Annotated in this window: 26 protein-coding genes; 11 read left to right on the top strand and 15 right to left on the bottom strand. The window is 54.6% G+C overall.

The features are described from left to right. Positions 1 to 43: 43 nt before the first annotated feature. From FCH32_RS19620 to sitA, 6 genes are all read right to left on the bottom strand, one after another. Positions 44 to 1666 (bottom strand): serine hydrolase, encoded by a 1623-nt coding sequence (locus FCH32_RS19620; RefSeq protein ID WP_174361380.1) that lies wholly within the window; start codon positions 1664 to 1666, stop codon positions 44 to 46. Between the two features lie 90 nt (positions 1667 to 1756). Then, positions 1757 to 2479: a cysteine hydrolase family protein gene (locus tag FCH32_RS19615; protein WP_135911515.1), complete on the bottom strand. Its 723-nt coding sequence runs from the start codon at positions 2477 to 2479 to the stop codon at positions 1757 to 1759. A 171-nt stretch (positions 2480 to 2650) separates the two neighbouring features. Beyond that, positions 2651 to 3502 (bottom strand): iron/manganese ABC transporter permease subunit SitD, encoded by an 852-nt coding sequence (gene sitD, locus FCH32_RS19610; RefSeq protein WP_117343176.1) that lies wholly within the window; start codon positions 3500 to 3502, stop codon positions 2651 to 2653. After that, positions 3493 to 4356, bottom strand: coding sequence for an iron/manganese ABC transporter permease subunit SitC (gene sitC, locus FCH32_RS19605; protein WP_048213040.1), 864 nt, complete (start codon positions 4354 to 4356; stop codon positions 3493 to 3495). Before sitC ends, sitD begins: the two co-directional genes overlap by 10 nt. Then, positions 4353 to 5174 carry an iron/manganese ABC transporter ATP-binding protein SitB gene (gene sitB / locus FCH32_RS19600; RefSeq protein WP_115257617.1) on the bottom strand — a complete coding sequence of 274 codons (822 nt, stop codon included), beginning with the start codon at positions 5172 to 5174 and terminating at the stop codon, positions 4353 to 4355. The genes sitC and sitB overlap by 4 nt, the downstream gene beginning before the upstream one ends. Beyond that, entirely contained in the window at positions 5171 to 6088 is a 918-nt protein-coding gene (gene sitA, locus FCH32_RS19595; protein WP_115257618.1) for an iron/manganese ABC transporter substrate-binding protein SitA, read from the bottom strand. Before sitA ends, sitB begins: the two co-directional genes overlap by 4 nt. A 186-nt stretch (positions 6089 to 6274) precedes the next feature. On the opposite strand from sitA, the gene FCH32_RS19590 reads away from it, so the two are divergent. After that, positions 6275 to 6619: a nitrous oxide-stimulated promoter family protein gene (locus FCH32_RS19590; protein WP_115257619.1), complete on the top strand. Its 345-nt coding sequence runs from the start codon at positions 6275 to 6277 to the stop codon at positions 6617 to 6619. A gap of 78 nt (positions 6620 to 6697) precedes the next feature. On the opposite strand, the gene flhA is transcribed toward FCH32_RS19590, so the two are convergent. The 6 genes from flhA to hypA all read right to left on the bottom strand — a co-directional run bounded on the left by flhA (position 6698) and on the right by hypA (position 12614). Further along, positions 6698 to 8776, bottom strand: a complete 2079-nt coding sequence (flhA, locus tag FCH32_RS19585) for a formate hydrogenlyase transcriptional activator FlhA (RefSeq protein WP_115257620.1) — start codon at positions 8774 to 8776, stop codon at positions 6698 to 6700. A gap of 131 nt (positions 8777 to 8907) precedes the next feature. Continuing rightward, positions 8908 to 9918, bottom strand: a complete 1011-nt coding sequence (hypE, locus tag FCH32_RS19580; RefSeq protein WP_096755956.1) for a hydrogenase expression/formation protein HypE — start codon at positions 9916 to 9918, stop codon at positions 8908 to 8910. Continuing rightward, positions 9915 to 11036, bottom strand: a complete 1122-nt coding sequence (hypD, locus tag FCH32_RS19575; protein ID WP_096755957.1) for a hydrogenase formation protein HypD — start codon at positions 11034 to 11036, stop codon at positions 9915 to 9917. The genes hypE and hypD overlap by 4 nt, the downstream gene beginning before the upstream one ends. Then, on the bottom strand, positions 11037 to 11309 hold the full coding sequence (hypC, locus tag FCH32_RS19570) for a hydrogenase 3 maturation protein HypC (RefSeq protein ID WP_096755958.1): 273 nt from the start codon (positions 11307 to 11309) through the stop codon (positions 11037 to 11039). It lies immediately after the preceding gene. After that, positions 11300 to 12172, bottom strand: coding sequence for a hydrogenase nickel incorporation protein HypB (gene hypB / locus FCH32_RS19565; RefSeq protein ID WP_096755959.1), 873 nt, complete (start codon positions 12170 to 12172; stop codon positions 11300 to 11302). Before hypB ends, hypC begins: the two co-directional genes overlap by 10 nt. 85 nt (positions 12173 to 12257) lie before the next feature. Beyond that, on the bottom strand, positions 12258 to 12614 hold the full coding sequence (gene hypA, locus FCH32_RS19560) for a hydrogenase maturation nickel metallochaperone HypA (RefSeq protein ID WP_096755960.1): 357 nt from the start codon (positions 12612 to 12614) through the stop codon (positions 12258 to 12260). Positions 12615 to 12812: 198 nt separating this feature from the next. Between hypA and hycA the strand changes: the two genes are divergently transcribed. From hycA to hycI, 9 genes are all read left to right on the top strand, one after another. Then, a complete protein-coding gene (gene hycA, locus FCH32_RS19555) occupies positions 12813 to 13271 on the top strand; it encodes a formate hydrogenlyase regulator HycA (RefSeq protein ID WP_174361379.1) in 459 nt (152 codons plus the stop codon). Between the two features lie 144 nt (positions 13272 to 13415). Beyond that, on the top strand, positions 13416 to 14027 hold the full coding sequence (gene hycB, locus FCH32_RS19550) for a formate hydrogenlyase subunit HycB (RefSeq protein WP_096755962.1): 612 nt from the start codon (positions 13416 to 13418) through the stop codon (positions 14025 to 14027). Then, complete coding sequence (hycC, locus tag FCH32_RS19545) at positions 14024 to 15850, top strand: formate hydrogenlyase subunit 3 (protein ID WP_117343180.1); 1827 nt, start codon at positions 14024 to 14026, stop codon at positions 15848 to 15850. The genes hycB and hycC overlap by 4 nt, the downstream gene beginning before the upstream one ends. 2 nt (positions 15851 to 15852) lie before the next feature. Then, positions 15853 to 16776 carry a respiratory chain complex I subunit 1 family protein gene (locus tag FCH32_RS19540; protein WP_096755964.1) on the top strand — a complete coding sequence of 308 codons (924 nt, stop codon included), beginning with the start codon at positions 15853 to 15855 and terminating at the stop codon, positions 16774 to 16776. Between the two features lie 17 nt (positions 16777 to 16793). After that, positions 16794 to 18503 (top strand): formate hydrogenlyase subunit HycE, encoded by a 1710-nt coding sequence (gene hycE, locus FCH32_RS19535; RefSeq protein WP_096755965.1) that lies wholly within the window; start codon positions 16794 to 16796, stop codon positions 18501 to 18503. Between the two features lie 9 nt (positions 18504 to 18512). Beyond that, positions 18513 to 19055 carry a formate hydrogenlyase subunit HycF gene (hycF, locus tag FCH32_RS19530; protein ID WP_115257624.1) on the top strand — a complete coding sequence of 181 codons (543 nt, stop codon included), beginning with the start codon at positions 18513 to 18515 and terminating at the stop codon, positions 19053 to 19055. Beyond that, positions 19055 to 19822: a formate hydrogenlyase subunit HycG gene (gene hycG, locus FCH32_RS19525; RefSeq protein ID WP_115257625.1), complete on the top strand. Its 768-nt coding sequence runs from the start codon at positions 19055 to 19057 to the stop codon at positions 19820 to 19822. The genes hycF and hycG overlap by 1 nt, the downstream gene beginning before the upstream one ends. Beyond that, on the top strand, positions 19819 to 20229 hold the full coding sequence (locus FCH32_RS19520) for a formate hydrogenlyase maturation HycH family protein (RefSeq protein WP_115257626.1): 411 nt from the start codon (positions 19819 to 19821) through the stop codon (positions 20227 to 20229). The genes hycG and FCH32_RS19520 overlap by 4 nt, the downstream gene beginning before the upstream one ends. Then, complete coding sequence (gene hycI, locus FCH32_RS19515; RefSeq protein WP_117343181.1) at positions 20222 to 20692, top strand: hydrogenase maturation peptidase HycI; 471 nt, start codon at positions 20222 to 20224, stop codon at positions 20690 to 20692. Before FCH32_RS19520 ends, hycI begins: the two co-directional genes overlap by 8 nt. Positions 20693 to 20759: 67 nt before the next feature. Here hycI and FCH32_RS19510 read toward each other — a convergent pair whose 3' ends face one another. From FCH32_RS19510 to ascF, 3 genes are all read right to left on the bottom strand, one after another. Then, a complete protein-coding gene (locus tag FCH32_RS19510; RefSeq protein ID WP_115257628.1) occupies positions 20760 to 20999 on the bottom strand; it encodes a SymE family type I addiction module toxin in 240 nt (79 codons plus the stop codon). Positions 21000 to 21193: 194 nt separating this feature from the next. Beyond that, a complete protein-coding gene (locus FCH32_RS19505; RefSeq protein ID WP_135911523.1) occupies positions 21194 to 22618 on the bottom strand; it encodes a 6-phospho-beta-glucosidase in 1425 nt (474 codons plus the stop codon). A gap of 22 nt (positions 22619 to 22640) precedes the next feature. After that, positions 22641 to 24095, bottom strand: a complete 1455-nt coding sequence (ascF, locus tag FCH32_RS19500; RefSeq protein WP_117343183.1) for a PTS cellobiose/arbutin/salicin transporter subunit IIBC — start codon at positions 24093 to 24095, stop codon at positions 22641 to 22643. A gap of 263 nt (positions 24096 to 24358) precedes the next feature. On the opposite strand from ascF, the gene FCH32_RS19495 reads away from it, so the two are divergent. After that, positions 24359 to 25372 carry a LacI family DNA-binding transcriptional regulator gene (locus FCH32_RS19495; RefSeq protein ID WP_115257631.1) on the top strand — a complete coding sequence of 338 codons (1014 nt, stop codon included), beginning with the start codon at positions 24359 to 24361 and terminating at the stop codon, positions 25370 to 25372. Positions 25373 to 25440: the final 68 nt, after the last annotated feature.

Raw genomic sequence — 25440 nt, 5'->3', positions numbered from 1 at the left:
TTCTGACCTCGCAGCGTGGGGGCGTTGAGAATACTATATCCAGTTACTGGATATAAACATCTACAGACCGACTGACCAGATTAGTCATGAAATTATCAAGACTATCAACGGTCTTTTGGTCCTGGATACCATAATTTTTTGCCACGTCATCAAGGTTTTCATAACTAACCCAAACCCGACCAATCTTATCCTGCCAGACGGAAACACGTAACGGCAGATCAAGCGATATGCCCTGTTTATCCTGCATCAGTTTTGTACCGACTTTAGGATTACCAAATACCAGGACTTTCGTTGGTCTGAGGTTCATGCCAGCGCCCTCGGCATTTTTCTCATGATCAATCTCGGTGAATAACGGAACACCTTCACTATTCAGAATGGCCTTCAGTCGGGAAATAGTCTCATCGACAGAGTATTTACTCTCTTGATTTTTGATTTTCTCTGAATTTAAACCAGAATTCAGTCCGGTTTTGTAGGCTTCGGCAATATCACGTGCCACCTGGGTCATGTCGACACCTTCTTTGTTGGTCAGTATCGTCACGCAAACCAGTTCATCACCGGCGGTAAAGCGGCTCAGATAGGCGCTGAAACCAGCGGTCGTTCCTTTGATTTCAAGGAAACCAGGATGACGGGTAAATTCCCAGCCAGCCATAGCGGGCACGACTTTGCCGTTTTTCAGTTTTGCGGGGCTGTAGATAATATCGCGCAGCTGTTTATCTTTAACTAGCGTGCTGCCTGCAAGACCGATGTCCCATTTACTGATGTCTTCAGCTGATGACCACAAGCCGCCGTACGCGTACAGGTTATCGGTGGCGATAGCGCTGACCGGCTCCAGTTTTTCACCCGCGGCGACATAACCGGTTGCGGGTTCAACCGGGTTGATGTAGGCGATTTCTGCTTTAAATTTAGCGTGCTGGTTGTGTTGCTTGTCGGGTGTTGGGCGATCCAGATAGGCTTTAGTTGGCATATCCTTCGCGAACTGTGTGCTTTGCAGGCCTAATGGTTCAATTTGGTATTTGATAACGAAGTCTTCATAACGCATCCCGCTGACGTTTTCGATAGCCATCCCTAACAAAATAAAGTCGGTCGCACTGGCGTTGATATCAGTACCGTTTTTAAATTCGAGTGGTTTATTTTTGACAAGATCAACCAGCTGCGCAGGTGTATATTTCTGCGCTTGTTTATAGCCGAAGGATCTGAAGTCGGGGATCCCGGAAGAGTGTTGCATTAACTCCAGTATCGTAATGTTATGCCAGCTTTCCGGTAAGCCGGGTATATACTTGCTTACTGGGTTATTAAGATTTAATTTTCCTTGCTCTACCAGCTGCATGACCGCTACGGCGGTAAAAGCCTGAGTGATTGGCCCGATACCCCACATAGTTTTGGTCGAAGCCAATTCATCATTGGTGAGTGTTGCCAGTCCATATCCAGCTGAGCGCGGGATATACGGAGCCTGAACGATCGCCATGGATAAACCGGGCAGATTATTTTTCGCCATCACCTCGGCAATCATCTGATCGATATATTTACCGTTTACTTTTAACTGTGGGTTACCACGATTAACTAAGTAGGTTGTCTCGTTAGAATTAGGGGCGGCAATCACCACGGAGGTTGAAACGGACATGGAAAGTAAAATACATGCCGCAATCACCTTTAACTTAAGCTTCATGGAGGGGTTCCGTTTTATTGATTTTTCTGTGCAGTTGTTGGCGATAACTGCACAGCAATTAGATAATGATATGAAAGGTGCCGATAGTCGTTACTTAGCTGCGGCTATTACTGTTTCAATCGTCTTTTCAGTGTCCCATAAATCATTAGCAATAATACGGTAGTTGGTGAGTGCGGCGAGATAACCGTCACCTTCCGGAATTCGTGGCCCTGCCGTGGCGTCTTTAACTACGACAACCTCAAAGCCTTGCTCAATCAATTCACGCAAATGGGATTCAATGCACAGATTGGCGGCCATACCTGCCAGAATGACCTGGGAGATGCCACGTTTTCTGAGTTGCAGCACCAGATCGTTGGTTTCTGGTCCAAAAATTTTATGCGGTGATGTAATGACCGTTTCGCCGTCATAAATATAGGGTTTAAACTGCGGCATAAAGTCAGCACCTGAATTTTCGAAATTATCCACGTTCAGCGGTCCCTGACGATCAAACATTCCCGTGCTGTGCATAAATGTTTCGCCTGGTGCGGTCGATACCCATTTATGATCATGTGGGAAATAATAATGTGGAGAGACAAATACAGGAAGATGCTGTTCTTTTGCCAACTTAAACAGCGCTTCCAGGTTTTCTACGGTATTGTTTTCGGTGATGCTGTCTTTAAATACTTCCCAGCCAATTCCCTGCGGACTTAGAAAATCAACTTGTGGATCAACTACCACCAATGCAGCAGTCTTGCTATTAAGTGTAATACCTTTACGTGGTAATCCGTAGGCTTCTGGTTCCGAATATATTTCGGACATGCTCATCTTGCTCATAAAAATTTACCTGTTTGTATTTATTTATATCTGATGTGATAGTTACTATCGTCGCGATAAATAACGTCGGTAAATATGGCATGGTTTCAGAGGGAGTGAGTTGCTCAATACGCTGATAAAATTGTCATTGCGTATTCTAATAACGAAAGTGGGCATCTGAGTGCCCACACGTTAGAGGTCGTATTGCTGGCGTCGCCGTTCTAAACGGCGATCGCGTAGAGTGGAATAAATAAAGGCGATAACAAATAGCAGGGAGAATAAGACGACGATGGTCGGGGCCGGTGCGCTGTCGATGAAAAATGACAGGTACACGCCCATAAATGAGGTGGCCATCGACATGACGACGGCGAGTATCAGGGCGTGGGAAAACTGGCGCGTGAGTAAAATTGCAATCGCGCCCGGCGCAATTAACAACGAGATCGACAGAATAATACCCACCGACTTCAGCGTGGCGACGATGGTGAGCGCGATCATACACAGCAGACCATAATGCAGCAGGGTGGTGTTCAGCCCACAGGCTTTTGCCTGGTGCGGATCGAAGGCGTGCAGCAACAGATCTTTCCACTTTAACCCGATAACAAGGGCAATCCCCAGCGCAATAACCGCCGTTTGTGCGATATCCCCCAGCGAGACACCGAGCATGTCGCCGAACAGAATATGGTCCAGATGAATCTCAGACTGGATTGAGACGTACAGCACCAGTCCTGCGCCAAACATGCCGGAGAAGACTATACCCATCAGCGTGTCGCGTTTGATGCGGCTGTTATCATCGAGATAGCCGGTCGCCACCGCGCAGAACAGCCCAGCGATAAACGCGCCAATGGCCAGCGGAATGCCCGCGATGTAAGCCAGTACGATCCCCGGAAATACCGCATGGCTCATGGCATCGCCCATCAAAGCCCAGCCTTTGAGCACCAAAAAAACCGACAACAGCGCGCAGGGTATGGCGACGATAACGGAGATGGTCAGCGCGTTCACCATAAAGCTGAACTGAAAGGGTTCCAACAGGGCGGTTAAGAACATGAGGACTCCTTATTCACCTGGCGGGCGCGGCGACGGTTGGCCAACAGACCGTGTTTTGGCGCGAAGACAAACGCCAGCAGAAACAGCAGTGTTTGCAGAACGACAATAATTCCGCCGGTCGCGCCGTCCAGCCAGTAGCTCAGCCAGGCACCGAAAAAGCTGGTCAGGCTACCGATAGCGACGGCGATAGTGAGCAGCCGGGGAAAGCGATCGGTCAACAGCCAGGCCGTGGCACCGGGCGTCACTACCAGGCAAATCACCAGAAATGCGCCGACAGTTTGCAGCGCCGCAACGGTGGAAACTGAGAGCAGCGTAAAAAATAACAGCTTCAGGCGGCCTGGGTTCAGACCGATAGAACGCGCGTGGTTCTCATCGAAAAAAACCACCATCAAATCTTTCCACTTCAACAGCAGAATGGTGAGTGAGATGACGCCGATAATCGCCAGTTGCAGAATATCTTCCGGTGCAATCGCCAGCACATTACCGAGAATAATGGTCTGAATGTTCACCGACATCGGATTGAGCGACACCATAAACAGCCCGATGCCGAAGAAAGAGGAAAAAATCAGCCCAATGATCGCATCTTCCTTCAGGCGCGAACGCTGGTTAAGAAACAGCATACTGCCCGCTGCCAGCCCGCCGGAAAGAAACGCGCCAAGCGCAAAGGGGAGCCCTAACATATAGGCCCCGGCAACGCCCGGCACAATCGAGTGTGACAGTGCATCGCCAATTAACGACCAGCCCTTGAGCATTAAATAGCAGGAGAGAAACGCGCACAGGCCGCCGACCATCGCCGAGACCCACATGGCGTTGAGCATATACTGGTAGCCAAACGGTTCTGTCAGCCAGTTCATGGCGATTCCCCCTCGTTGGGCGTACGTCGAGAAATAAACGGCCGTTCATCATCGGTGATTACGTGCTGCTCACCGCCGCTCAGCTTCACATGGCGCAGGACGCCGCTGAACGCCAGCTCGAGATTCTCGGGGGTAAAGGTGGAGTCGGTCGGGCCGCTCGCCAGCACCGTCCCTTTGATCATGACCGTGTAATCACAAAACTCGGTCACCGAACCCAGATTGTGAGTAGAGACCAGCATCGTGCGCCCCTCATCGCGCAGTTCGCGCAGCAGGTCGATGATGCGGGCCTCGGTTTTCACGTCTACGCCGGTGAACGGTTCATCCAGCAAAATGACCTGTCCGTCCTGGGCGATGGCGCGCGCCAGAAAAACACGTTTTTTCTGCCCGCCGGAGAGTTCGCCGATCTGCCGATGGCGGTATTCCAGCATATCGACCCGCGCCAGCGCCGCATCCACGCATTGATGGTCGCGCGCGGTTGGTCGTCGCAGCCAGCCCATATGGCCAAAGCGTCCCATCATCACCACGTCTTCCACCAGCACCGGAAATGACCAGTCCACCTCTTCCGACTGGGGAACGTAGGAAATCAGATTCTGTTTTAGCGCCTTGCTGACCGGCTGCTGCAGAATGGAAATTTCGCCCTGCGCCAGGCGGACAAACCCCATCAGCGCTTTAAATAGCGTTGATTTCCCGGAGCCGTTGACCCCGACCAGCGCGGCAATCGAGCCACCCGGTACCTGAAAGGTGGCATCGCGCAGCGCGGTGTGTCCGTTGCGATACGTCACCGTCACCTGATTGACGGAAATCGCTGAATGACTCATGGCTGGCTCCCCAAACCTGCGTTAATCCCGCTGACAATGGTTTCCGTTGTCACGCGCAGTAAATCCAGATAGGTCGGTACCGGGCCATCAGCAGCGCTCAGCGAATCGACATACAGCACGCCGCCGTAATGTGCGCCAGACTCACGCGCCACCTGACGGGCAGGCTTGTCGGACACCGTGCTTTCGCTAAATACCGTCGGGATCTGATGAGTTCTGATCGCATCGATCACTTTGCGCACCTGTTTGGGTGTGCCTTGCTGATCGGCGTTGATCGGCCACAAATACAGCTCTTTCAAATCGTTATCGCGCGCCAGATAGGAGAATGCGCCTTCACTGGTGACCAGCCAGCGTTTATCGGCCGGGATTTTTGCCAGCGCCGCATGCAGGGGATCGAGCGTCTGACGAATTTTTGTTTTATAGCGCTCTGCATTGTTCTGGTAGATGGTGGCATTGTCCGGATCGTACTTCATCAGCGCATCGCGGATGTTATCGACGTAAATCAGCGCGTTCTCAGCTGACATCCAGGCATGGGGATTCGGCTTGCCGTTATAGGGGCCTTCGCTGATGCCCATCGGCTTCACGCCGTCAGAGACCATCACCTCCGGCACGCCGGATAAATGCTGGTAGAAGCGGGCAAACCACAGTTCCAGATTGAGACCGTTGGAGAGGATCAGCTGTGCGCCCTGCGCGCGTTTAATGTCGCCCGGCGTGGGCTGATATTCGTGAATTTCAGCCCCCGGCTTGGTAATGGAGCTGACCTCGGCTGCGTCACCCGCCACGTTGCTCGCCATATCGGCAATCACCGTAAAGGTGGTGACCACCTTAAATTTTTCTTGCGCCGATGCGGGCGACAGCGTCAGCGCCGTCAGGACGCAGGCAAGGAGAAACGATTTCAGATGGGGCAGGCGCGGCATAGTATCCCTCACAAGAAAGTGGTTAATTTATCATCGAATATAGCCTTTGCTATGTTATATAGCACAAGGCATGATAAATGAAAATAATTCTTATTTGCGTAGGGTGCTAAGGATGTATCACCTTCAGGTAATAGTGCCGCGGATTACTAAGGTGTATTATGCATGCAACTTAAATGTGGAGGCATCATGTCCGGCAAACGTATTGCACGTGAAAAAATGACGATCCAGAAAATGATCTCGCTGTATGAGAGCCAGTGCCCGCAGGCTTCAGACGAGCCGGGGCATTACGATGCGTTGTTTGCCTATGCGCAAAAACGACTGGATAAGTGCGTATTTGGTGAGGAGAAACCAGCTTGCAAACAGTGTCCGGTGCACTGTTATCAACCTGCAAAACGCGAAGAGATGAAGCAGATTATGCGCTGGGCCGGGCCGAGGATGCTCTGGCGTCATCCGATCCTGACCGTGCGTCATCTGATGGATGACAAACGCCCGGTGCCGGAATTGCCAGAGAAATTTAAGCCTAAGAAATAATGTTGCGGTGTGCCGGATGGCGGCTGCGCCTTATCCGGCCTACAAAGGCATACGCATCTGCGCCATCAGCCACAATCGTTAAACCAGCGCATCCTTATCAATACCCAGTCGCTTCATGCGTGAGAGCAACGTTGTGCGTTTCAGTCCCAGCCGCTGTGCTGCGCCTTTTGGACCGGCGACCACACCGTTGGTCTCTTTCAGCACGCGCATAATCAACTGGAATTCATCTTCGCCTTCCTGCGCAACTTCGGTCGCCACCGGCGGTGTGCACGGCGCCGGCGTGATGATATCCGGCAGGGACAGTTGCAGCACGTTGCCTCTGGTCAGCAGGACCGCGCGTTCCACCACGTTTTCCAGTTCACGCACGTTTCCCGGCCACTCCATGCCGCTTAGCGTGCGCAGCGCTTCAGCCGGAATGCTGTCGATATTGCGCCCCATCCGGCGAGCAATTTTAAAGGTGAAGGCCTTCACCAGCAGTGGGATATCTTCCGGGCGCTCGCGCAGCGGCGGCAGATGGATCGGGAAGACGTTCAGGCGATAGTACAGATCGTTGCGGAATTCGCGATCGGCCACCATTTTTTTCAGATCGCGGTTGGTGGCGGCGATCAACCGCACGTCGGTCTGGATCAGCTTGTTGCTGCCCAGACGTTCAAATTCCTGCTCCTGCAGAACGCGCAGCAGCTTAGGCTGTAGCTCCAGCGGCATGTCGCCAACTTCGTCGAGAAACAGCGAGCTTTTATCGGCCAGTTCGAAACGCCCGATGCGCTGCGTACTGGCACCGGTAAACGCGCCACGCTCATGACCAAACAGGTCGCTTTCCAGCAGTCCGGCAGGCATCGCCGCACAGTTCATCTTCACCATCCGACGGGCATTACGTCCGCTCAGATTGTGAATAGCCCTGGCAATCAGCTCTTTACCCGTTCCGGTCTCGCCCAGAATCAGCACGGTGCTGTCACTTTGCGCCACCATCTCAACCTGTTTGAGCACGCTGTACATGGCTTCGCTGCGGCCAATGATTTCACCAAACTCACTGTCCACGTTATTGAGCTGCTCGGTCAATGCCAGGTTCTCATCGACCAGCCGTTCTTTCAGGCGGTGGATCTCCTGGTAGGCGAGGGCGTTATCGACAGCAATGGCCACGCGCTCGGCAATCTGGCGCAGCAGCTTGAGATTGGCGGTAGTGAAGACTTTTTCTTCGCACTGGGCCAGCTTGAGGACGCCAAGCATCGTGTTGCCGGACATCAGCGGCAGCAGACACAGGGTTTGTAACTGGTTGCCCCAGGTGTCAAACAGCATGCGTTCGTAAGGCGCCAGCGCATCACGTTCGCTCAGGTTAATCAGCAGCATCTCTTTGCTTTTGAAAACCCGCTCAGAGAGCGTGCCCGCTTCGTCAACTTCGCTCTGCTCGTGCGCCGGATGATGCTCATCCAGATAGTGGGTGGAATAGATGCTCAGCTTATTTTTGCGATCGCTGCGCAGCACGATGCTGATGGCGTCGATATCGAAGTAGTGGTGGATCTCTTTGGCGACTTCGCTGACCAGCTCATCAATGTCCAGGCGGGAGAGCACCGCATTGGTGATGGCGACCAGGATACGAAAGTTGTCACGCTCACGACATAGCAGATCGTAGTCGACGTTGTTGCTGACCCGGTTCTGGATCTGTTCGGCCACGACGCCGACGATCTGGGTAAAGGTTTGCAGGCGGTTGTACTCTTTTTCACTCCACGGGCTGTCTTCGTGGCGGATAAATTCACAGCCGCCGAAGATGCGCCCATCGGCCGCCAGCGGCAGCAGACAGTAGTGACCAAATTGGGAGTACAACCCGCCGGATGCCAGCTGCGGCCAGGTTTCACTAAACTCATGATAGCTGCAGTGCAGGGCATCGGGACGAGACAGAATGCGGCGCACCGGACCGTGTGCCAGCACCGTTTCGTCTTCATAATCGATGGGTTTACCATTTTCACGCGTCGTAAAGTAACGCGCACGCTGCGTCTGCGCCTGCCATAACACAATAGCCGCACTGTCGGCCAGCGCCGAACGCTTGACCAACTGTGAAAGCGCCTCACTGAGAGACTGAAGATCGGGCTGCTGTAATAATGTACGAGTGATATCGAACAAGCCTTGCTGTCCGAGGTCGCTCATCGGTGTATACGACATATTGCTTTTCCAGGAAGCACCAACGGTGCAAAAACGGTAAATGAATTATAGGTATAAGTTGAAAATTATTGTCGGATGGCCAGGGTACGCCATCCGTAGGCCCGGTAAGCGAAGCGCCACCGGGCAATATATCAGCATATGCGTGGGAGTGGTTCGGCGTGTGGTAAATCAAGAGTTCGCTTCACGCCGTACAGTCCGGCCAGACGAACGCCTTTACGTTCCACCACTTCACCAATCAGCGCCGCATCGCGGCCCAACGGATGCGCGCGTAGCGCGGCAAGCACGCTTTCTGCGGCCTGGCGTTCCACGGCGATAACCAGTTTGCCTTCGTTGGCAAAGTTGAGTGCATCCAGACCGAGCAGTTCGCAGACGCCACGTACCGCTGGCTTCACCGGCAGGGATGATTCGGACAATTCAATGCCGAAGCCGCAGGCCGCCGCAAACTCGTGGGTGACTGCATTCACGCCGCCGCGAGTGGCGTCGCGCAGCGCTTTCACGCCGGGGATGTCACGCAGCGTCTGAATCAGCGGCGTTAACACCGCGCAGTCGCTGACCAGTTCACCGTCCAGCCCCAACTGCTCGCGCAGGTTAAGGATGGTTGCGCCGTGGTCGCCGAGCGTTCCGCTGACCAGCAGTACATCGCCTGGGCTCAGGGTTTGTGCACCCCAGTGGATATTAGCGGGGATCGCGCCCATTCCGGCGGTGTTGATAAACAGTTTGTCCGCCGCGCCGCGCTGCACCACCTTGGTGTCGCCGGTGACGATGGCAATGCCCGCTTCGCGCGCGGTGGCCGCCATGCTGTTGACCACGGTTTTCAGCGTGTCCATCGGCAGACCTTCTTCGAGGATAAACCCGCAGGAGAGGTAGCGAGGGATCGCTCCACTGACGGCGACGTCGTTAGCCGTACCGCAGACAGCCAGCTTGCCGATATTGCCGCCAGGGAAGAACAGCGGATCAATCACGTAGCTGTCGGTCGAAAATGCCAGACGGTCGCCTTCAGCCATCAGTTGCGCCAGATCCAGACGCGCCTGATCTTCTTGTTCCGCCAGCCACGGATTCGCAAATGCTTCCATAAACAGGCTATTGATCAATTGTTGCATAGCCTGACCGCCGCTACCGTGGGCGAGTTGTACGCTGTTCATGCTTCACACTCCTGCTGACGATACTGATACCAGGCGGCACACGCGCCTTCGGAGGAGACCATCAGGGCGCCAAATGCGGTCTCCGGATTACAGGTTTTACCAAATAACGGGCACTGATGCGGTTTACATCTGCCGGTCAGCACCTCGCCGCAGCGCGCGCGCGGGTCGTCATACACCTGCTGTGGCGCCGGTTTGAAATGTGCTTCGGCATCAAAACGTTGGTAGTCAGGCGTCAGATGAACGCCGGAAGATTCGATAACGCCCAGACCGCGCCATTCGCTGTCGCCATCGACGCAGAACACCTCGGCGATAGCCTGCTGCGCCAGGGCGTTACCGGCATCCGGCACCACGCGACGGTACTGGTTCTCAACCTGGCTGTGGTCGGCAATTTTCTGCTCAATCAGCATTACCACGCCTTGCAGCAGATCGAGCGGTTCGAAACCGGCGACCACCAGCGGGCGATGGAAATCAGAAGCAATGAAATTATAAGCATCGGTGCCAATGACCATGCTGACGTGACCCGGTGCTAAAAAGGCGTCAATACCGTTATCTGGCTGTTCCAGCAGGCTACGCAGTGTTGGGATCAGCGTAATGTGCTGACAGAAAAAGTAGAAGTTTTGCACGTCACGCTGTCTTGCCTGCTGGAGCGTGATGGCGGTCGTCGGCATGGTGGTTTCAAAACCCAGACCAAAGAACACGACTTTGCGGGTCGGGTTTTCCTGCGCCATCTTCAGGGCATCCATCGGCGAATAGACGATACGGATATCTGCGCCACGCGCTTTGGCCTGCAGCAGCGAACCCTGTTTTCCCGGGACGCGCATCGCGTCGCCAAAGGTGCAGAAAATCACTTCCGGGTGGCTGGCAATTTCTACGCAGCTGTCAATTCTGCCCATCGGCAGCACGCAAACCGGGCAGCCGGGGCCGTGAATAAACTCCACGTTTTCAGGCAGCAGTTGGTCAAGACCGAATTTGAAAATAGCGTGGGTATGACCACCGCAGACTTCCATAATGCGCAGCGGACGTTCAGCGGTGTAGGGGAGGTGAGCGGCACGTTCACACAGGTGGTCAATCAACTGCATCACCTGTTCTGGTGCGCGATATTCGTCAACGAAACGCATTTATTTTTCCTCGCCGTACAGCAACGCGCCGACATCCGGCTCAACGTCAAACATGTTTTGCAGCGCCTCGAGCGTGTCGCGCGCTTCAGCCTCATTAATGATGCTCATGGCAAAACCAACGTGCACCAGGACCCATTGCCCCAGACGTGGTTGACCGTGCTCATCACAACTACCGACCAGCGTCAGGTCGACGTCGCGCTGAATACCGCAAACATCGACCTTGGCCTGGTTTCCCTCAATGGTGCGGATTTGACCCGGAACACCTATGCACATCGCTGCGTCTCCAGCCAGGAGAGCCATTGATCCATGCCTTCACCGCTGGTGGCGGAAATCAGGATGATCTCAATTTCCGGGTTCACTTCCCGGGCGCTGGCGATGCATTGTTCAACATCAAAATTGAGGTACGGCAGCAGGTCGACTTTGTTGAGTAGCATCAGCGAGGCGGCGGCAAACATATGCGGGTATTTCAGCGGTTTGTCTTCGCCTTCGGTAACGGAAAGCACCGCCACTTTATGACGTTCGCCGAGGTCGAAGCTCGCCGGGCATACCAGGTTACCGACGTTTTCAATGAACAGAATACCGTTGTCTGCCAGCGGCAGTCGCGGCGCGGCATCGGCAATCATTTGTGCATCAAGATGGCAGCCTTTACCGGTGTTCACCTGGATGGCGGGCGTACCGGTGGCGCGAATACGCGCGGCATCGTTAACCGTCTGCTGGTCGCCTTCGATCACCGCACACGGCACGCTGTCTTTCAGCTTCATCAATGTTTCAGTTAACAGCGTTGTTTTACCGGAACCGGGGCTGGAGACCAGATTCAGCACCAGATGCTGACGGGCGGCGAAGCGGGCGCGGTTACGCTCGGCCAGACGGTTGTTCTTGTCCAGCACGTCAATTTCCACTTCCAGCATACGGCGCTGGCTCATGCCTGGCGCGTGGGTGCCGGCTTCACCATGACCGTAGTGTAAATCGCCTTCTTCAGTTTGGCTCGGGGTGAAACTGGCGGTCTTCACTCCGGTAATATTCAGCGCCGGACGAGCGGCCGGGGCAAATGGCGCGCTGCGAAACGCCGAGTGGGGGTTATGTTCATCACCCTCTATATAAAGGTTGCCTTCAGCGCAACCACATGTCGTACACATCGCTCACTCCTGATCTATTGCTTGTTACTCGCTTTTTGCCGGATGGCGACGCTAACGTCTTATCCGGCCTACTTTGTCACCAGCTTTAATCTTCAGCATCGCCTATTTCAATTCGTCGAATCTGCAGGCCGTCATCGGCCACGATTCTTAGCATGTCGCTGTGACATTGCGGACAACGGCGCACGCGCTGGGTCAGTAAGGTGACGTACTGCTGGCATGTTTCACACCAACATTCGGCTTCTTGTTCTTCGAGGTGGAGTTTACAACCTTCTGCAAGGGTGCCACGGCATACCAGATCAAAACAAAAGGCGAGAGCGCTGGTTTCTACGCAAGAAAATGCGCCAATTTTGAGCCAGACCGCAGTAACCCGTTTTGCACCGTGTTGCGTAGCCTGTTGTTCAATCAATTCCAGTGCCCGTTGGCAGAGGGTTATTTCGTGCATATCGCCTCCCATGTTGTTATCGGGATAAAAGCAAAAAACATGCCAAACTGAATTTTTTCACCCGTGACAATGACGACGATGACGAAATGACATGTCGTCACGACCAGTAAATTACCTATCCATATGAAATATAAGTAATTAAATATTGGCATGAAACGTGCTTAACGCTGAATGTCTCTGCTAAACGGGTAACCTGACATGACTATTTGGGAAATAAGCGAAAAAGCCGATTACATCGCTGAACGGCATCGTCGCCTACAGGACCAGTGGCGTATTTATTGCAACTCGCTGGTACAGGGGATCACCCTGTCGAAAGCGCGTTTACATCATGCGATGAGCTGCGCGCCGGACAAGGACCTGTGCTTTGTCTTGTTTGAGCACTTCGTTATCTACGTCACGCTGGCGGACGGCTTTAACAGCCATACCATCGAGTACTACGTTGAAACGAAAGATGGCGAAGATAAGCAGTTGATTGCACAGGCACAACTGTCTCTCGACGGCAAGGTCGATGACCGTATCAGCAACCGCGATCGGGAACAGGTGCTGGAGCACTATCTCGAAAAAATCGCCAGCGTCTACGACAGCCTGTACACCGCGGTTGAAAACAATATGCCAGTGAATTTAAGCCAACTGGTAGAGGGTCATAACCCGGTTTAAGCCTCGGGTGTGTCCACGTAAGTCATGATGCGGTGCGTATGCTGCGTCACGACAGTTTAGGGAATGGGCATGTCGATAAGTGTCGAAAATGACATTTGATAGACATGTTTTCGTCAAAAATGACTATCACCTGAGGAATGCCTGGTGAATCGTTTTGTAATTGCTGACTCCACTCTTTGTATCGGCTGCCACACCTGTGAAGCCGCCTGCTCAGAGACACATCGCCAGCATGGCCTGCAGTCAATGCCGCGCCTGAAAGTGATGCTAAATGAAAAAGAATCTGCGCCGCAGCTTTGCCACCAGTGTGAAGATGCGCCTTGTGCCACCGTTTGTCCGGTCAATGCGATTAACCGTGTCGACGGCGCCGTACAGCTGAATGAAAGCCTGTGCGTGAGCTGCAAACTGTGCGGGATCGCCTGTCCGTTTGGGGCCATTGAGTTTTCAGGCAGCCGTCCGCTGCATATCCCGGCGAACGCCAACACGTCAAAAGCGCCTCCTGCTCCGCCAGCGCCAGCTCGCGTCAGCACGCTGCTGGACTGGGTGCCGGGTATTCGCGCCATTGCGGTGAAATGCGACTTGTGTAGCTTTGATGAACAAGGTCCGGCCTGCGTGCGCATGTGCCCAACGCAAGCCCTGCATCTGGTGAGCAATATGGACATCGCCCGCGCCAGCAAACGTAAGCGTGAGCTGACGTTCAATACCGACTTCGGCGATCTCACCTTGTTTCAGCAGGCTCAGAGTGGGGATGCAAAATGAGCGCAATTTCACTGATTAACAGCGGCGTGGCCTGGTTTACGGCGGCGGCGGTTCTGGCATTTCTGTTTTCGTTTCATAAGCCGTTAAGCGGCTGGATCGCCGGTGTCGGCGGTGCGGTGGGTAGCCTCTGTACGGCGGCTGCGGGGTTCCTCGTACTGACCCGCGCCGTTGCGGTTAGCGGCGTGATGCCGTTTATCGGTCATAGCCTGCAAATGTCGCCGCTGAACGCTATCTGGCTGATTACGCTGGGTCTGTGCGGCCTGTTCGTCAGCCTGTACAACATCGACTGGCACCGTCACCCGCAGGTAAAAGCCAACGGACTGCTGGTTAATCTGCTGATGGCGGCGGCGGTGTGCGCCGTGGTTGCCAGCAACCTCGGCACGCTGGTGGTGATGGCGGAAATCATGGCGCTGTGTGCGGTGTTCCTGACCGGGTGCAGCAAAGAAGGCAAGCTGTGGTTTGCGCTGGGTCGTGTCGGTACGCTGCTGTTGGCGATCGCTTGCTATCTGGTGTGGCAGCGCTACGGTACGCTGGAACTGCGCTTGCTCGACCTGCGCACTCAGCAACTGCCGCTCGGTGCTGACATCTGGCTGTTGGGTGTGGCGGGCTTTGGTCTGCTGGCCGGGATTATCCCACTGCACGGTTGGGTGCCACAGGCACACGCCAACGCCAGTGCACCGGCGGCGGCGCTGTTCTCTACCGTGGTAATGAAGGTGGGTCTGCTGGGTATTCTGTCCCTGTCGCTGCTGGGCGGTAATGCACCGCTGTGGTGGGGCGTTACGCTACTGGTGCTGGGGATGATCACCGCGTTTATCGGCGGCCTGTATGCTCTGATGGAGCACAACATCCAGCGTCTGCTGGCGTACCACACGCTGGAAAACATCGGCATTATCCTGCTGGGTCTGGGTGCTGGCGTGACCGGTATTTCCCTTAACCAACCGGCACTGATCGCACTTGGCCTGACCGGCGGTCTGTATCACCTGGTCAACCATAGCCTGTTCAAAAGCGTCCTGTTTTTGGGCGCAGGCAGCATCTGGTTCCGCACCGGTCACCGTGATATCGAGAAACTGGGCGGTATCGGTAAACGTATGCCGGTGATTTCTCTGGCGATGCTGGTTGGCCTGATGGCGATGGCCGCGCTGCCGCCGCTGAACGGCTTTGCCGGTGAGTGGGTTATCTATCAATCCTTCTTCAAGCTGGGTAACAGCGGCGCGTTCATCGGTCGTCTGTTAGGACCGTTGCTGGCTGTCGGTTTGGCAATTACCGGTGCGCTGGCGGTGATGTGTATGGCGAAAGTCTACGGTGTGACGTTCCTCGGCGCACCGCGCACGAAGGAAGCGGAAAACGCCTGCTGCGCACCAATCCTGATGAGTGTGAGCGTGGTTGCGTTGGCTATCTGCTGCGTGATTGGCGGCGTTGCTGCCCCGTGGTTGCTGCCGCTGATTTCTGCCGCTGTTCCGCTACCGCTGGAAACGGCGAATACTACCGTATCTCAGCCGATGATCACGCTGCTGCTGATCGCGTGTCCGCTGCTGCCGTTCATCATCATGGCTATTTTCAAAGGCAACCGCCTGCCGTCACGTTCACGCGGTTCCGCGTGGGTGTGTGGTTACGATCACGAGCAGTCAATGGTGATCACTGCGCACGGCTTTGCCATGCCGGTTAAAGAAGCCTTTGCTCCGGTACTCAAACTGCGTAAATGGCTGAACCCGGTATCCTGGGTTCCGGGCTGGCAGAACGCGGCGGCACCGGTGTTGTTCCGTCGCCTGGCGCTGATTGAGCTGGCGGTGCTGGTGGTGATTGTGGTTTCACGAGGAGCCTGAGAATGAGTGTTTTATATCCGTTAATTCAGGCGCTGGTGCTGTTTGCCGCGGCGCCGCTGTTGTCCGGTATTACCCGCGTGGCGCGTGCGCGTTTGCATAACCGCCGCGGTCCGGGCGTGTTGCAGGAATATCGCGACATTATCAAGCTGCTGGGCCGTCAGAGCATTGCGCCAGCGGATTCCAGCTGGGTCTTCCGCCTGACGCCGTTTGTGATGGTGGGCGTTATGCTGACTATCGCTACCGCACTGCCGGTGGTGACCGTGGGCTCGCCGCTACCGCAACTGGGTGATTTGATCACGTTGATTTACCTGTTTGCCATTGCCCGCTTCTTCTTTTCTATCGCCGGTCTGGATACCGGTAGCCCGTTCACCGCTATCGGCGCCAGCCGTGAAGCGATGCTCGGCGTACTGGTGGAGCCGATTCTGCTGCTGGGCTTGTGGGTGGCGGCGCAGGTTGCTGGTTCGACCCACATCAGCAACATTGCCGATACCATTTATCACTGGCCTGCCGCGCGTAGCATCCCGTTGATTCTGGCGCTGTGCGCCTGTGCCTTCGCCACCTTTATCGAAATGGGCAAGCTGCCGTTCGACCTCGCGGAAGCCGAGCAGGAGCTGCAGGAAGGTCCGTTGACCGAATACAGCGGCAGCGGTTTTGCGGTGCTCAAGTGGGGTATCAGCCTCAAGCAACTGGTCGTTTTGCAAATGTTTGTCGGCGTGTTCCTGCCGTGGGGGCAGATGGAAACCTTCACTGCGGGCGGGCTGCTGCTGGCGCTGGTGATTGCTGTCGTTAAGCTGGTCCTCGGCGTGCTGGTCATCGCCCTGTTTGAAAACAGCATGGCGCGTCTGCGTTTTTGCGCCACTTCACGCGTGACCTGGGCCGGTTTTGGGTTTGCGTTTTTAGCCTTCGTCTCCTTGCTGGTGGCGTGATTTAAGAGAGTTTGAACATGTCTGAAGAAAAAGTAGGTCAACACTATCTCGCCGCTCTGCACCAGGCCTTCCCGGGCGTGGTTCTGGATGAAGGCTGGCAGACCAAAGATCAGCTGACCATCACCGTGAAGGTCAACTATCTGCCGGAAGTAGTTGAATTTCTCTACTACAAACAGGGCGGCTGGTTGTCGGTGCTGTTTGGTAACGACGAACGTCAGCTGTGCGGCCATTACGCCGTCTACTACGTCATGTCGATGGAGCAGGGCACCAAGTGCTGGATAACCGTTCGCGTAGAAGTCGACGCCAATAAACTGGAGTTCCCGTCCGTGACGCCGCGCGTACCGGCCGCTGTTTGGGGCGAGCGTGAAGTGCGCGACATGTACGGCTTGATCCCGGTAGGGTTACCGGACGAACGCCGTCTGGTACTGCCGGATGACTGGCCGGACGAACTCTATCCGCTGCGTAAAGACAGCATGGATTACCGTCAGCGCCCGGCGCCGACTACCGATGCCGAAACCTACGAGTTCATCAACGAACTGGGTGACAAGAAAAATAACGTGGTGCCGATTGGCCCACTGCACGTCACCTCCGATGAACCGGGTCACTTCCGCCTGTTTGTTGATGGCGAAAACATCATCGACGCCGACTACCGTCTGTTCTATGTCCACCGCGGCATGGAGAAACTGGCGGAAACCCGTATGGGTTATAACGAAGTGACGTTCCTGTCGGATCGCGTATGCGGTATTTGCGGTTTTGCCCACAGCACCGCGTACACCACCTCCGTGGAAAATGCGATGGGGATTGTGGTGCCGGAACGTGCGCAGATGATCCGCGCCATTCTGCTGGAAGTGGAACGTCTGCACTCGCACCTGCTGAACCTTGGCCTGGCGTGCCACTTCACCGGCTTTGACTCCGGCTTTATGCAGTTCTTCCGCGTGCGTGAAACGTCGATGAAAATGGCGGAGATCCTCACCGGGGCGCGTAAAACCTACGGTATGAACCTGATCGGCGGCATCCGTCGTGACCTGCTGAAAGAGGACATGATCCAGACCCGTCAGTTGGCGCAGCAAATGCGTCGTGATGTACAGGATCTGGTCGACATGCTGCTCAGTACGCCGAACATGGAACAGCGCACCGTCGGCATTGGTCGTCTGGACCCGGAAATTGCTCGTGACTTCAGTAACGTCGGCCCAATGGTGCGTGCCAGCGGCCACGCGCGTGATACCCGCGCGGACCACCCGTTCGTCGGTTACGGTTTACTGCCGATGGAAGTGCACAGCGAGCAGGGCTGCGACGTTATTTCCCGTCTGAAAGTGCGTATCAACGAAGTCTATACCGCGCTGAACATGATCGACTTTGGCCTCGATAACCTGCCGGGCGGCCCGCTGGCGGTGGAAGGCTTTACCTATATTCCGCACCGCTTCGCGCTGGGCTTTGCCGAAGCACCGCGTGGCGATGACATCCACTGGAGCATGACCGGCGACAACCAGAAGCTGTATCGCTGGCGCTGCCGTGCGGCCACCTACGCCAACTGGCCGACGCTGCGTTACATGCTGCGCGGTAACACCGTCTCCGATGCCCCGCTGATTATCGGTAGCCTCGATCCTTGCTACTCCTGTACTGACCGTATGACCGTGGTCGATGTACGTAAGAAGAAAAGCAAAGTCGTGCCGTACAAAGAACTTGAGCGCTACAGCATCGAGCGTAAAAACTCGCCGCTGAAATAAGGAATCGCCATGTTTACTTTTATCAAAAAAGTCATCAAAACCGGGGCACCAACGTCGTCCTATCCGCTGGAGCCGATTGCGGTTGATAAAAACTTCCGCGGTAAGCCGGAACATAATCCGCAGCAGTGTATTGGCTGTGCGGCCTGTATCAATGCGTGCCCATCTAACGCGCTGACGGTAGAAACAGATCTGGTCACCAATGAGCTGGCGTGGCAGTTCAACCTCGGTCGCTGTATTTTCTGTGGCCGCTGTGAAGAAGTCTGCCCGACGGCGGCGATCAAGCTGTCGCAGGAGTATGAGCTGGCGGTATGGAAGAAAGAAGATTTCCTGCAGCAGTCTCGTTTTGCTCTGTGTAATTGCCGCGTCTGTAACCGTCCTTTTGCGGTGCAAAAAGAGATTGATTACGCCATTGCGTTACTGAAGCACAACGGTGATTCCCGTGCGGAAAATCACCGTGAAGGCTTTGAGACCTGCCCGGATTGTAAGCGCCAGAAATGCCTGGTGCCGTCTGACCGTATTGAACTGACTCGCCATATGAAAGAGGCCAGCTGATGAGCAATTTATTAGGCCCACGTGATGCCAACGGAATTCCTGTCCCGATGACCGTGGATGAATCCATTGCCAGCATGAAAGCGTCATTGCTGAAAAGCATCAAGCGTTCAGCGTACGTTTACCGCGTCGACTGCGGTGGCTGCAACGGTTGCGAAATCGAAATCTTCGCCACCTTGTCCCCGCTGTTTGACGCCGAACGTTTTGGCATCAAAGTTGTTCCGTCGCCGCGCCATGCGGATATTCTGCTGTTCACCGGTGCGGTAACCCGCGCGATGCGTTCTCCGGCACTGCGTGCCTGGCAGTCTGCCCCGGACCCGAAAATTTGTATCTCCTATGGGGCCTGCGGCAACAGCGGCGGTATCTTCCACGACTTATACTGCGTATGGGGCGGCACCGACAAAATTGTTCCCGTGGATGTGTATATTCCCGGTTGCCCACCGACGCCTGCCGCCACGCTGTACGGCTTCGCGATGGCGCTTGGCCTGCTGGAGCAGAAAATTCACGCACGTGCACCAGGCGAACTGGACGCACAGCCTGCGGAAATTTTGCACCCGGATATGGTTCAACCGCTGCGTGTGAAGGTCGATCGCGAAGCACGTCGTCTGGCAGGTTATCGCTATGGTCGTCAGATTGCCGATGACTATATGAATCAGTTGGGGCAGGGTGAGCAACAGGTGGCGCGCTGGCTGGAAGCGGAAAACGATCCGCGTCTGACCGAGATCGTCACGCATCTTAATCATGTTGTAGAAGAGGCGCGTATCCGATGAGTGAAACGGTGGTGTTCAGTCAACTGAGCCGTAAGTTTATTGATGAGAACGATGCAACGCCCGCCGAGGCGCAGCAGGTTGTCTATTACAGCCTGGCGATTGGTCACCACTTAGGCATAATCGACTGCCTGGAAGCGGCGTTAACCTGCCCGTGGGATGACTATCTGGCGTGGATTGCCACGCTTGCCGAAGGAAGCGAAGCTCGCCGTAAGATGGAAGGCGTACCGAAGTACGGTGAAATCGTCATCGATTTTAACCATGTGCAGATGCTGGCGCGCGCGTTTGATGACGCGCTCGCCGCGCAAACGCCGCAGCAGCAGGAATGGAGCAAGCTGGTGCTCAGCATGCTGCATGACATTCACCAGGAAAGCGCCATCTATCTGATGGTGAGGAGACACCGTGACTGACGTTTTATTGTGTGTCGGCAACAGCATGATGGGTGACGACGGTGCGGGTCCTCTGCTGGCAGAAATGTGTGCCGCTGAGCCTAAAGGTAACTGGGTGGTCATCGACGGCGGAAGTGCGCCAGAAAATGACATCGTCGCGATCCGCGAACTGCGCCCGGAACGTCTGCTGATTGTTGATGCCACTGACATGGGACTCAATCCCGGCGAGATCCGCATTATCGATCCCGATGATATTGCCGAGATGTTCATGATGACCACCCATAATATGCCGTTGAACTATTTGGTTGATCAGCTCAAAGAGGATGTTGGCGAGGTGATTTTCCTCGGCATTCAACCGGATATTGTCGGCTTTTATTACCCGATGACACAGCCAATCAAAGAGGCGGTCGAGACCGTGTATCAGCGATTAGCCGGTTGGGAAGGCCATGGCGGATTTGCTGAGTTAGAAGCGCCAGAAGAGTAAGCATTCCCAGCGCCGGATGTCAGCCACGCTCGGCATCCGGCCTGTTCCGCCTTTACATATCCAGCCGTTATTCAGTTGCCTGCTCAATAATTAATTTCCCCTGCATCACCGAAACATTCACCTCTGTGCCGGTCGGAAAACCCGCCTGTTCCAGCCAGTCGCCATTCAGCGTTAATGAGGCGTGTCGACTGATACGCAGGGTGAATCCGGTACGGCGATCTTCGTAGCGTCTTCTGACGTAACCCACTTTTAAACGACGAACGGGTTTGGCGATAATCATTGGTGTTTGAACATTATCAGTAGACATGAACGTTTCCTTGTTACGAGCGGTGAAAAGTAAAAACTACTGAATAAAATGCCAGTAATAATGCGCGACAGCAAACCGCAGAATGGAATGACGATCCAGAAAAATGAATGTAAAAAATGAAACGGGAAGGAAGGGAGGATGTTTGTGGCGGGTGAACATGTGGGCCGGATAGCAAGCGCCATCCGGCCCGACGATCAGTCCAGCTCAGCCCCGTTGCTGGCGATCACTTTTTTATACCACCAGAATGATTTCTTGCGAGTCCGCGTCAGCGTGCCATTGCCTGCGTCATCGCGGTCGACATAGACAAAACCGTAGCGTTTGCTCATCTCGCCGGTGGAGGCGGAAACCAGATCGATACAGCCCCAGGTGGTGTAACCCATCAGCGGCACGCCGTCTTCAATGGCGTCTGCCATGGCGCGAATATGGTCGCGTAAATAGCGGATGCGATAGTCATCGTTGATCTCGCCGTTGGCATCGATTTCATCTTTTGCCCCCAGTCCGTTCTCCACCAGAAACAGCGGTTTCTGGTAGCGGTCATACATCATGTTTATGGTGATGCGCAGACCCAGTGGGTCAATGCCCCAGCCCCATTCGCTGGCTGCAATGTACGGATTGCGCAGCGACTTCACCACGTTGGCGGCGCTGGTGTTGCCGGTGTTCATTTCTGCCGAGGCGCAGCGCGAGGCGTAATAGCTGAAGGAGACAAAATCGACGGTATTTTTCAGGATGTCGTCATCTTCCGGGGCTTTCTCAATCACTACACCCTTGTCACGAAACACGCGGGCTGAGTAGGCGGGATAAGCACCACGCGCCTGTACATCAATAAAGAACAGGTTTTCACGGTCCTTTTCCAGCGCGGTCCACACATCTTCAGGTTTGCACGAGTAGGGGTAAAAGTTTCCGCCCGCCAGCATGCACCCGACCTGGTTGTGCGGATTGATTTCATGGGCGATTTTGGTTGCCAGTGCGCTGGCAATCAGTTCGTGGTGCGCGGCCTGGTATTTCACCTGATCCTGATTTTCACCCGCTTCAAACACCAGTCCCGCGCCGGAAAAAGGGCTGTGCAGCAGGATGTTGATTTCATTGAACGTCAGCCAGTATTTCACCAGACCATCAAAGGCCTCGAAGCAGGTACGGGCGTAGCGGGTGAAAAACTCCACCATTTTGCGGTTACGCCAGGAGCCATACTCGGTGACCAGGTGCATCGGTACATCAAAGTGGCACAACGTCACCAACGGCTCAATACCGTACTTTTTGCACTCGGCAAACACCGAGCGATAAAAATCAATGCCTTCCTGATTTGGCGTCAGTTCATCCCCGTTCGGATAGAGCCGACTCCAGGCAATTGAGGTACGAAACACCGTGAACCCCATTTCTGCCATCAGGGCGATATCGTCTTTATAGCGATGATAAAAATCAATCGCTTCATGGCTGGGATAAAACTCGTCATCCCGCAGTTGAACGCGCTTTTCCTGACCCAGTTTAACCGGCATTCGATGTGCGCCGTGGGGGATCATATCCACGGTAGTCAGCCCCTTGCCGCCTTCCCGATACGCCCCTTCAGACTGGTTGGCGGCCAGTGCGCCGCCCCATAAAAATCCTTGCGGAAAAACAGACATAATAAACCTCAGTTAGTATCCGTCAGATGCTGGCGCCATTGATATTTCCCGGCTGCGCAGCCTGATTTTTTCTGGCCTGCGCGGCCGCATCTTCGACGGGAATATCCTCAAAGCCGAGCAGCAGCGTTAAGACAAACGACAGCACTACCGCCAGCGCCATGACGCCAAATACCCAGACAATGGTCATCGGATTGGCCGGGTCAAAAAACTGTACGCTGGTGAACAGACCTGGTGCAGCCATCGAGTGGCTTGCCAGTCCGGCCATCCCGGCTACGGCACCGCAGATAAAGCCGCTGATAAGACTGGCAATCAGCGGACGTTTCAGGCGTACCGCCACGCCGTACAGCGCCGGCTCGGAAATCCCTGCCATAATAGCGGAGGCCGCCGCGGCTAACGCTGTCTGACGCAGTTCCGGGTTTTTGGTTTTCCAGGCGACCGCTAAAGAAGATCCACCCAGCGACAGGTTGGCGCCAATTTCAGACGGCATAACCATGCCTTCTTTACCGGTTTCGGCAATGGTTTGAATAATGGTGGGGGTAAAGACGCGGTGCATGCCGGTCATTACCAGAAGCGGCCACAGTGCGCCCATAATGGCCACCGACAGCCAGCCCAGATAACCGTGAATGGTGTACACCAACGCGGAGATCGCGCTGCCGATCCAGATGCCAATCGGGCCAATTAAGACGATGGCGAGCGGGGCGGCGATCAGCACGATCAGCATTGGTTTCAGGAAGTTTTTGGTTACGGCTGGCGTGATGCGATCCACCCACCGTTCGATGTACGACAGGCACCAGGTCATGACCAGCGCCGGGATCACCGTGTAGGTGTATTTCACCGCTGTGACCGGGATCAGCGCGAACTCAACGTGCTCGCCCTGTGCGGCCTTAGCCATCAGATCAATAAAGCTCGGATGCACCAGCACGCCCGCAATAGCAATAGCCAGCGACATGTTGGTTTTGAATTTAATGGCGGCAGAGGCGGCGACCATCAGCGGCAGGAAGAAGAATGCGCCGTCGCCAATCACTGTCAGGATCGTCAGCGTCGAGGAGCCTTTTTGCAGCACGCCGGTCATTTCGAGGATCATTGCCAGCAGTTTCAGCATCGATCCACCGATAATCGCCGGGATCAGCGGTGACATAGTGCCGATCAGCGCATCAAGGATCCCTGCCCCAATACGCTTGAGCGTCAGTTTGGGTTTGCCTGCGGGGTCGCTGGGCTGCATATCGCCCGGCAGCAGGCTGACGACCTCGCGATACGCCTGGGACACGGTATTACCAATGATCACCTGGCACTGATTGTCGCTACGCACTACGCCGAGTACGCCATTAAGCGTTTTTAACGTGGCGCTGTCGACCTGCGAATCATCTTTGATAACGAAACGTAAACGGGTCATGCAGTGGGTTACTGCGGTGATGTTCTCGACGCCGCCCAGAGCCGTCACAACCGAGCGCGCCAGCGCTGCATAATTTTTAGACATCGGATTTAATCCTGTTTTATCAGTAGGGTAGGTAATGTCTTACCGTTTATTTTCGTCTCATGTTGGTGATGATGAAACATTGATAGGAAACCGGTTCCACAAAATCATGTTTAATTTATGATATTTGTGCAAGATTATATTTTGATCATTTTTTGTATTTGTGACTACGATCACCAGATAACGCGTTCTGCGATTGAGCAGCAAGGACAGCGGTGAAACGGTGCAGTACACTGCGTCACATTGCGTGAAAAGGGATGAGTAAGATGACCACGATGTTGGAAGTGGCGAAGCGTGCTGGCGTGTCGAAAGCTACGGTTTCCCGGGTGCTTTCGGGGAACGGCTACGTCAGCCAGGAGACCAAAGACCGCGTGTTCCAGGCTATTGAAGAGAGTGGCTATCGTCCCAATTTGCTGGCGCGCAGCCTGGCGGCGAAGAGCACGCAGACGCTGGGTCTGGTAGTGACCAACACCCTGTATCACGGCGTTTATTTTAGCGAGTTGCTATTTCACACTGCGCGTATGGCGGAGGATAAAGGACGCCAGCTTCTGCTTGCCGACGGTAAACATAGTGCCGAGGAAGAGCGTCAGGCGATTCAATATCTGCTCGACCTGCGCTGTGATGCTGTCATGATCTATCCGCGTTTTCTCAGTGTGGATGACATCGATGAGATTATCGATGCACACGCCCAGCCCATTATGGTGCTTAACCGACGCCTGCGTAAAAACACCAGCCACTGCGTCTGGTGCGATCAAAAACAGACCAGCTTTAATGCCGTCACGCAGTTGATTCGCGCCGGGCATACCGAGATTGCTTTTATCAGTGGCTCAATGGATTCGCCCACCGGCGTGGAGCGACTTTCCGGTTATAAAGACGCGCTGGCGCAGCACGGCATTCCGTTGAATAATGATTTGATTGTGAAGGGTAAATGGACGCCAGCCTGTGGCGCTGAAGGCGTTAAAACCTTACTTTTACGCAAGGTGAATTTCACCGCGCTGGTGGCCAGCAATGATGATATGGCGATTGGCGCGATGAAGCAGTTGGACGAGCAGGGCATTAATGTTCCCGCGCAGGTGTCGGTGATTGGTTTCGATGATATAGCCCTTGCGCCGTACACCATTCCGGCACTTGCCAGCGTCAAAATCCCGGTCACGGAGATGGTCCAGGAAACCATAGGACGCCTGATCTTTATGCTGGACGGCGGAGCCTTTACGCCAGCGAAAAACTTTACCGGCGAGCTTATCCCTCGCGCCTCTCTTGCCCCGACACTTTCACGCTGATGCTGTCATTTGTCATCGTCACTAGTGACGATGACAGGCATTTTTGCAGCGAAGTAAAATAAAAATCC

Source organism: Citrobacter gillenii (assembly GCF_013337685.1).
Lineage (GTDB): Bacteria > Pseudomonadota > Gammaproteobacteria > Enterobacterales > Enterobacteriaceae > Citrobacter > Citrobacter gillenii.
This window is presented reverse-complemented; position numbering and strand designations above follow the sequence as displayed.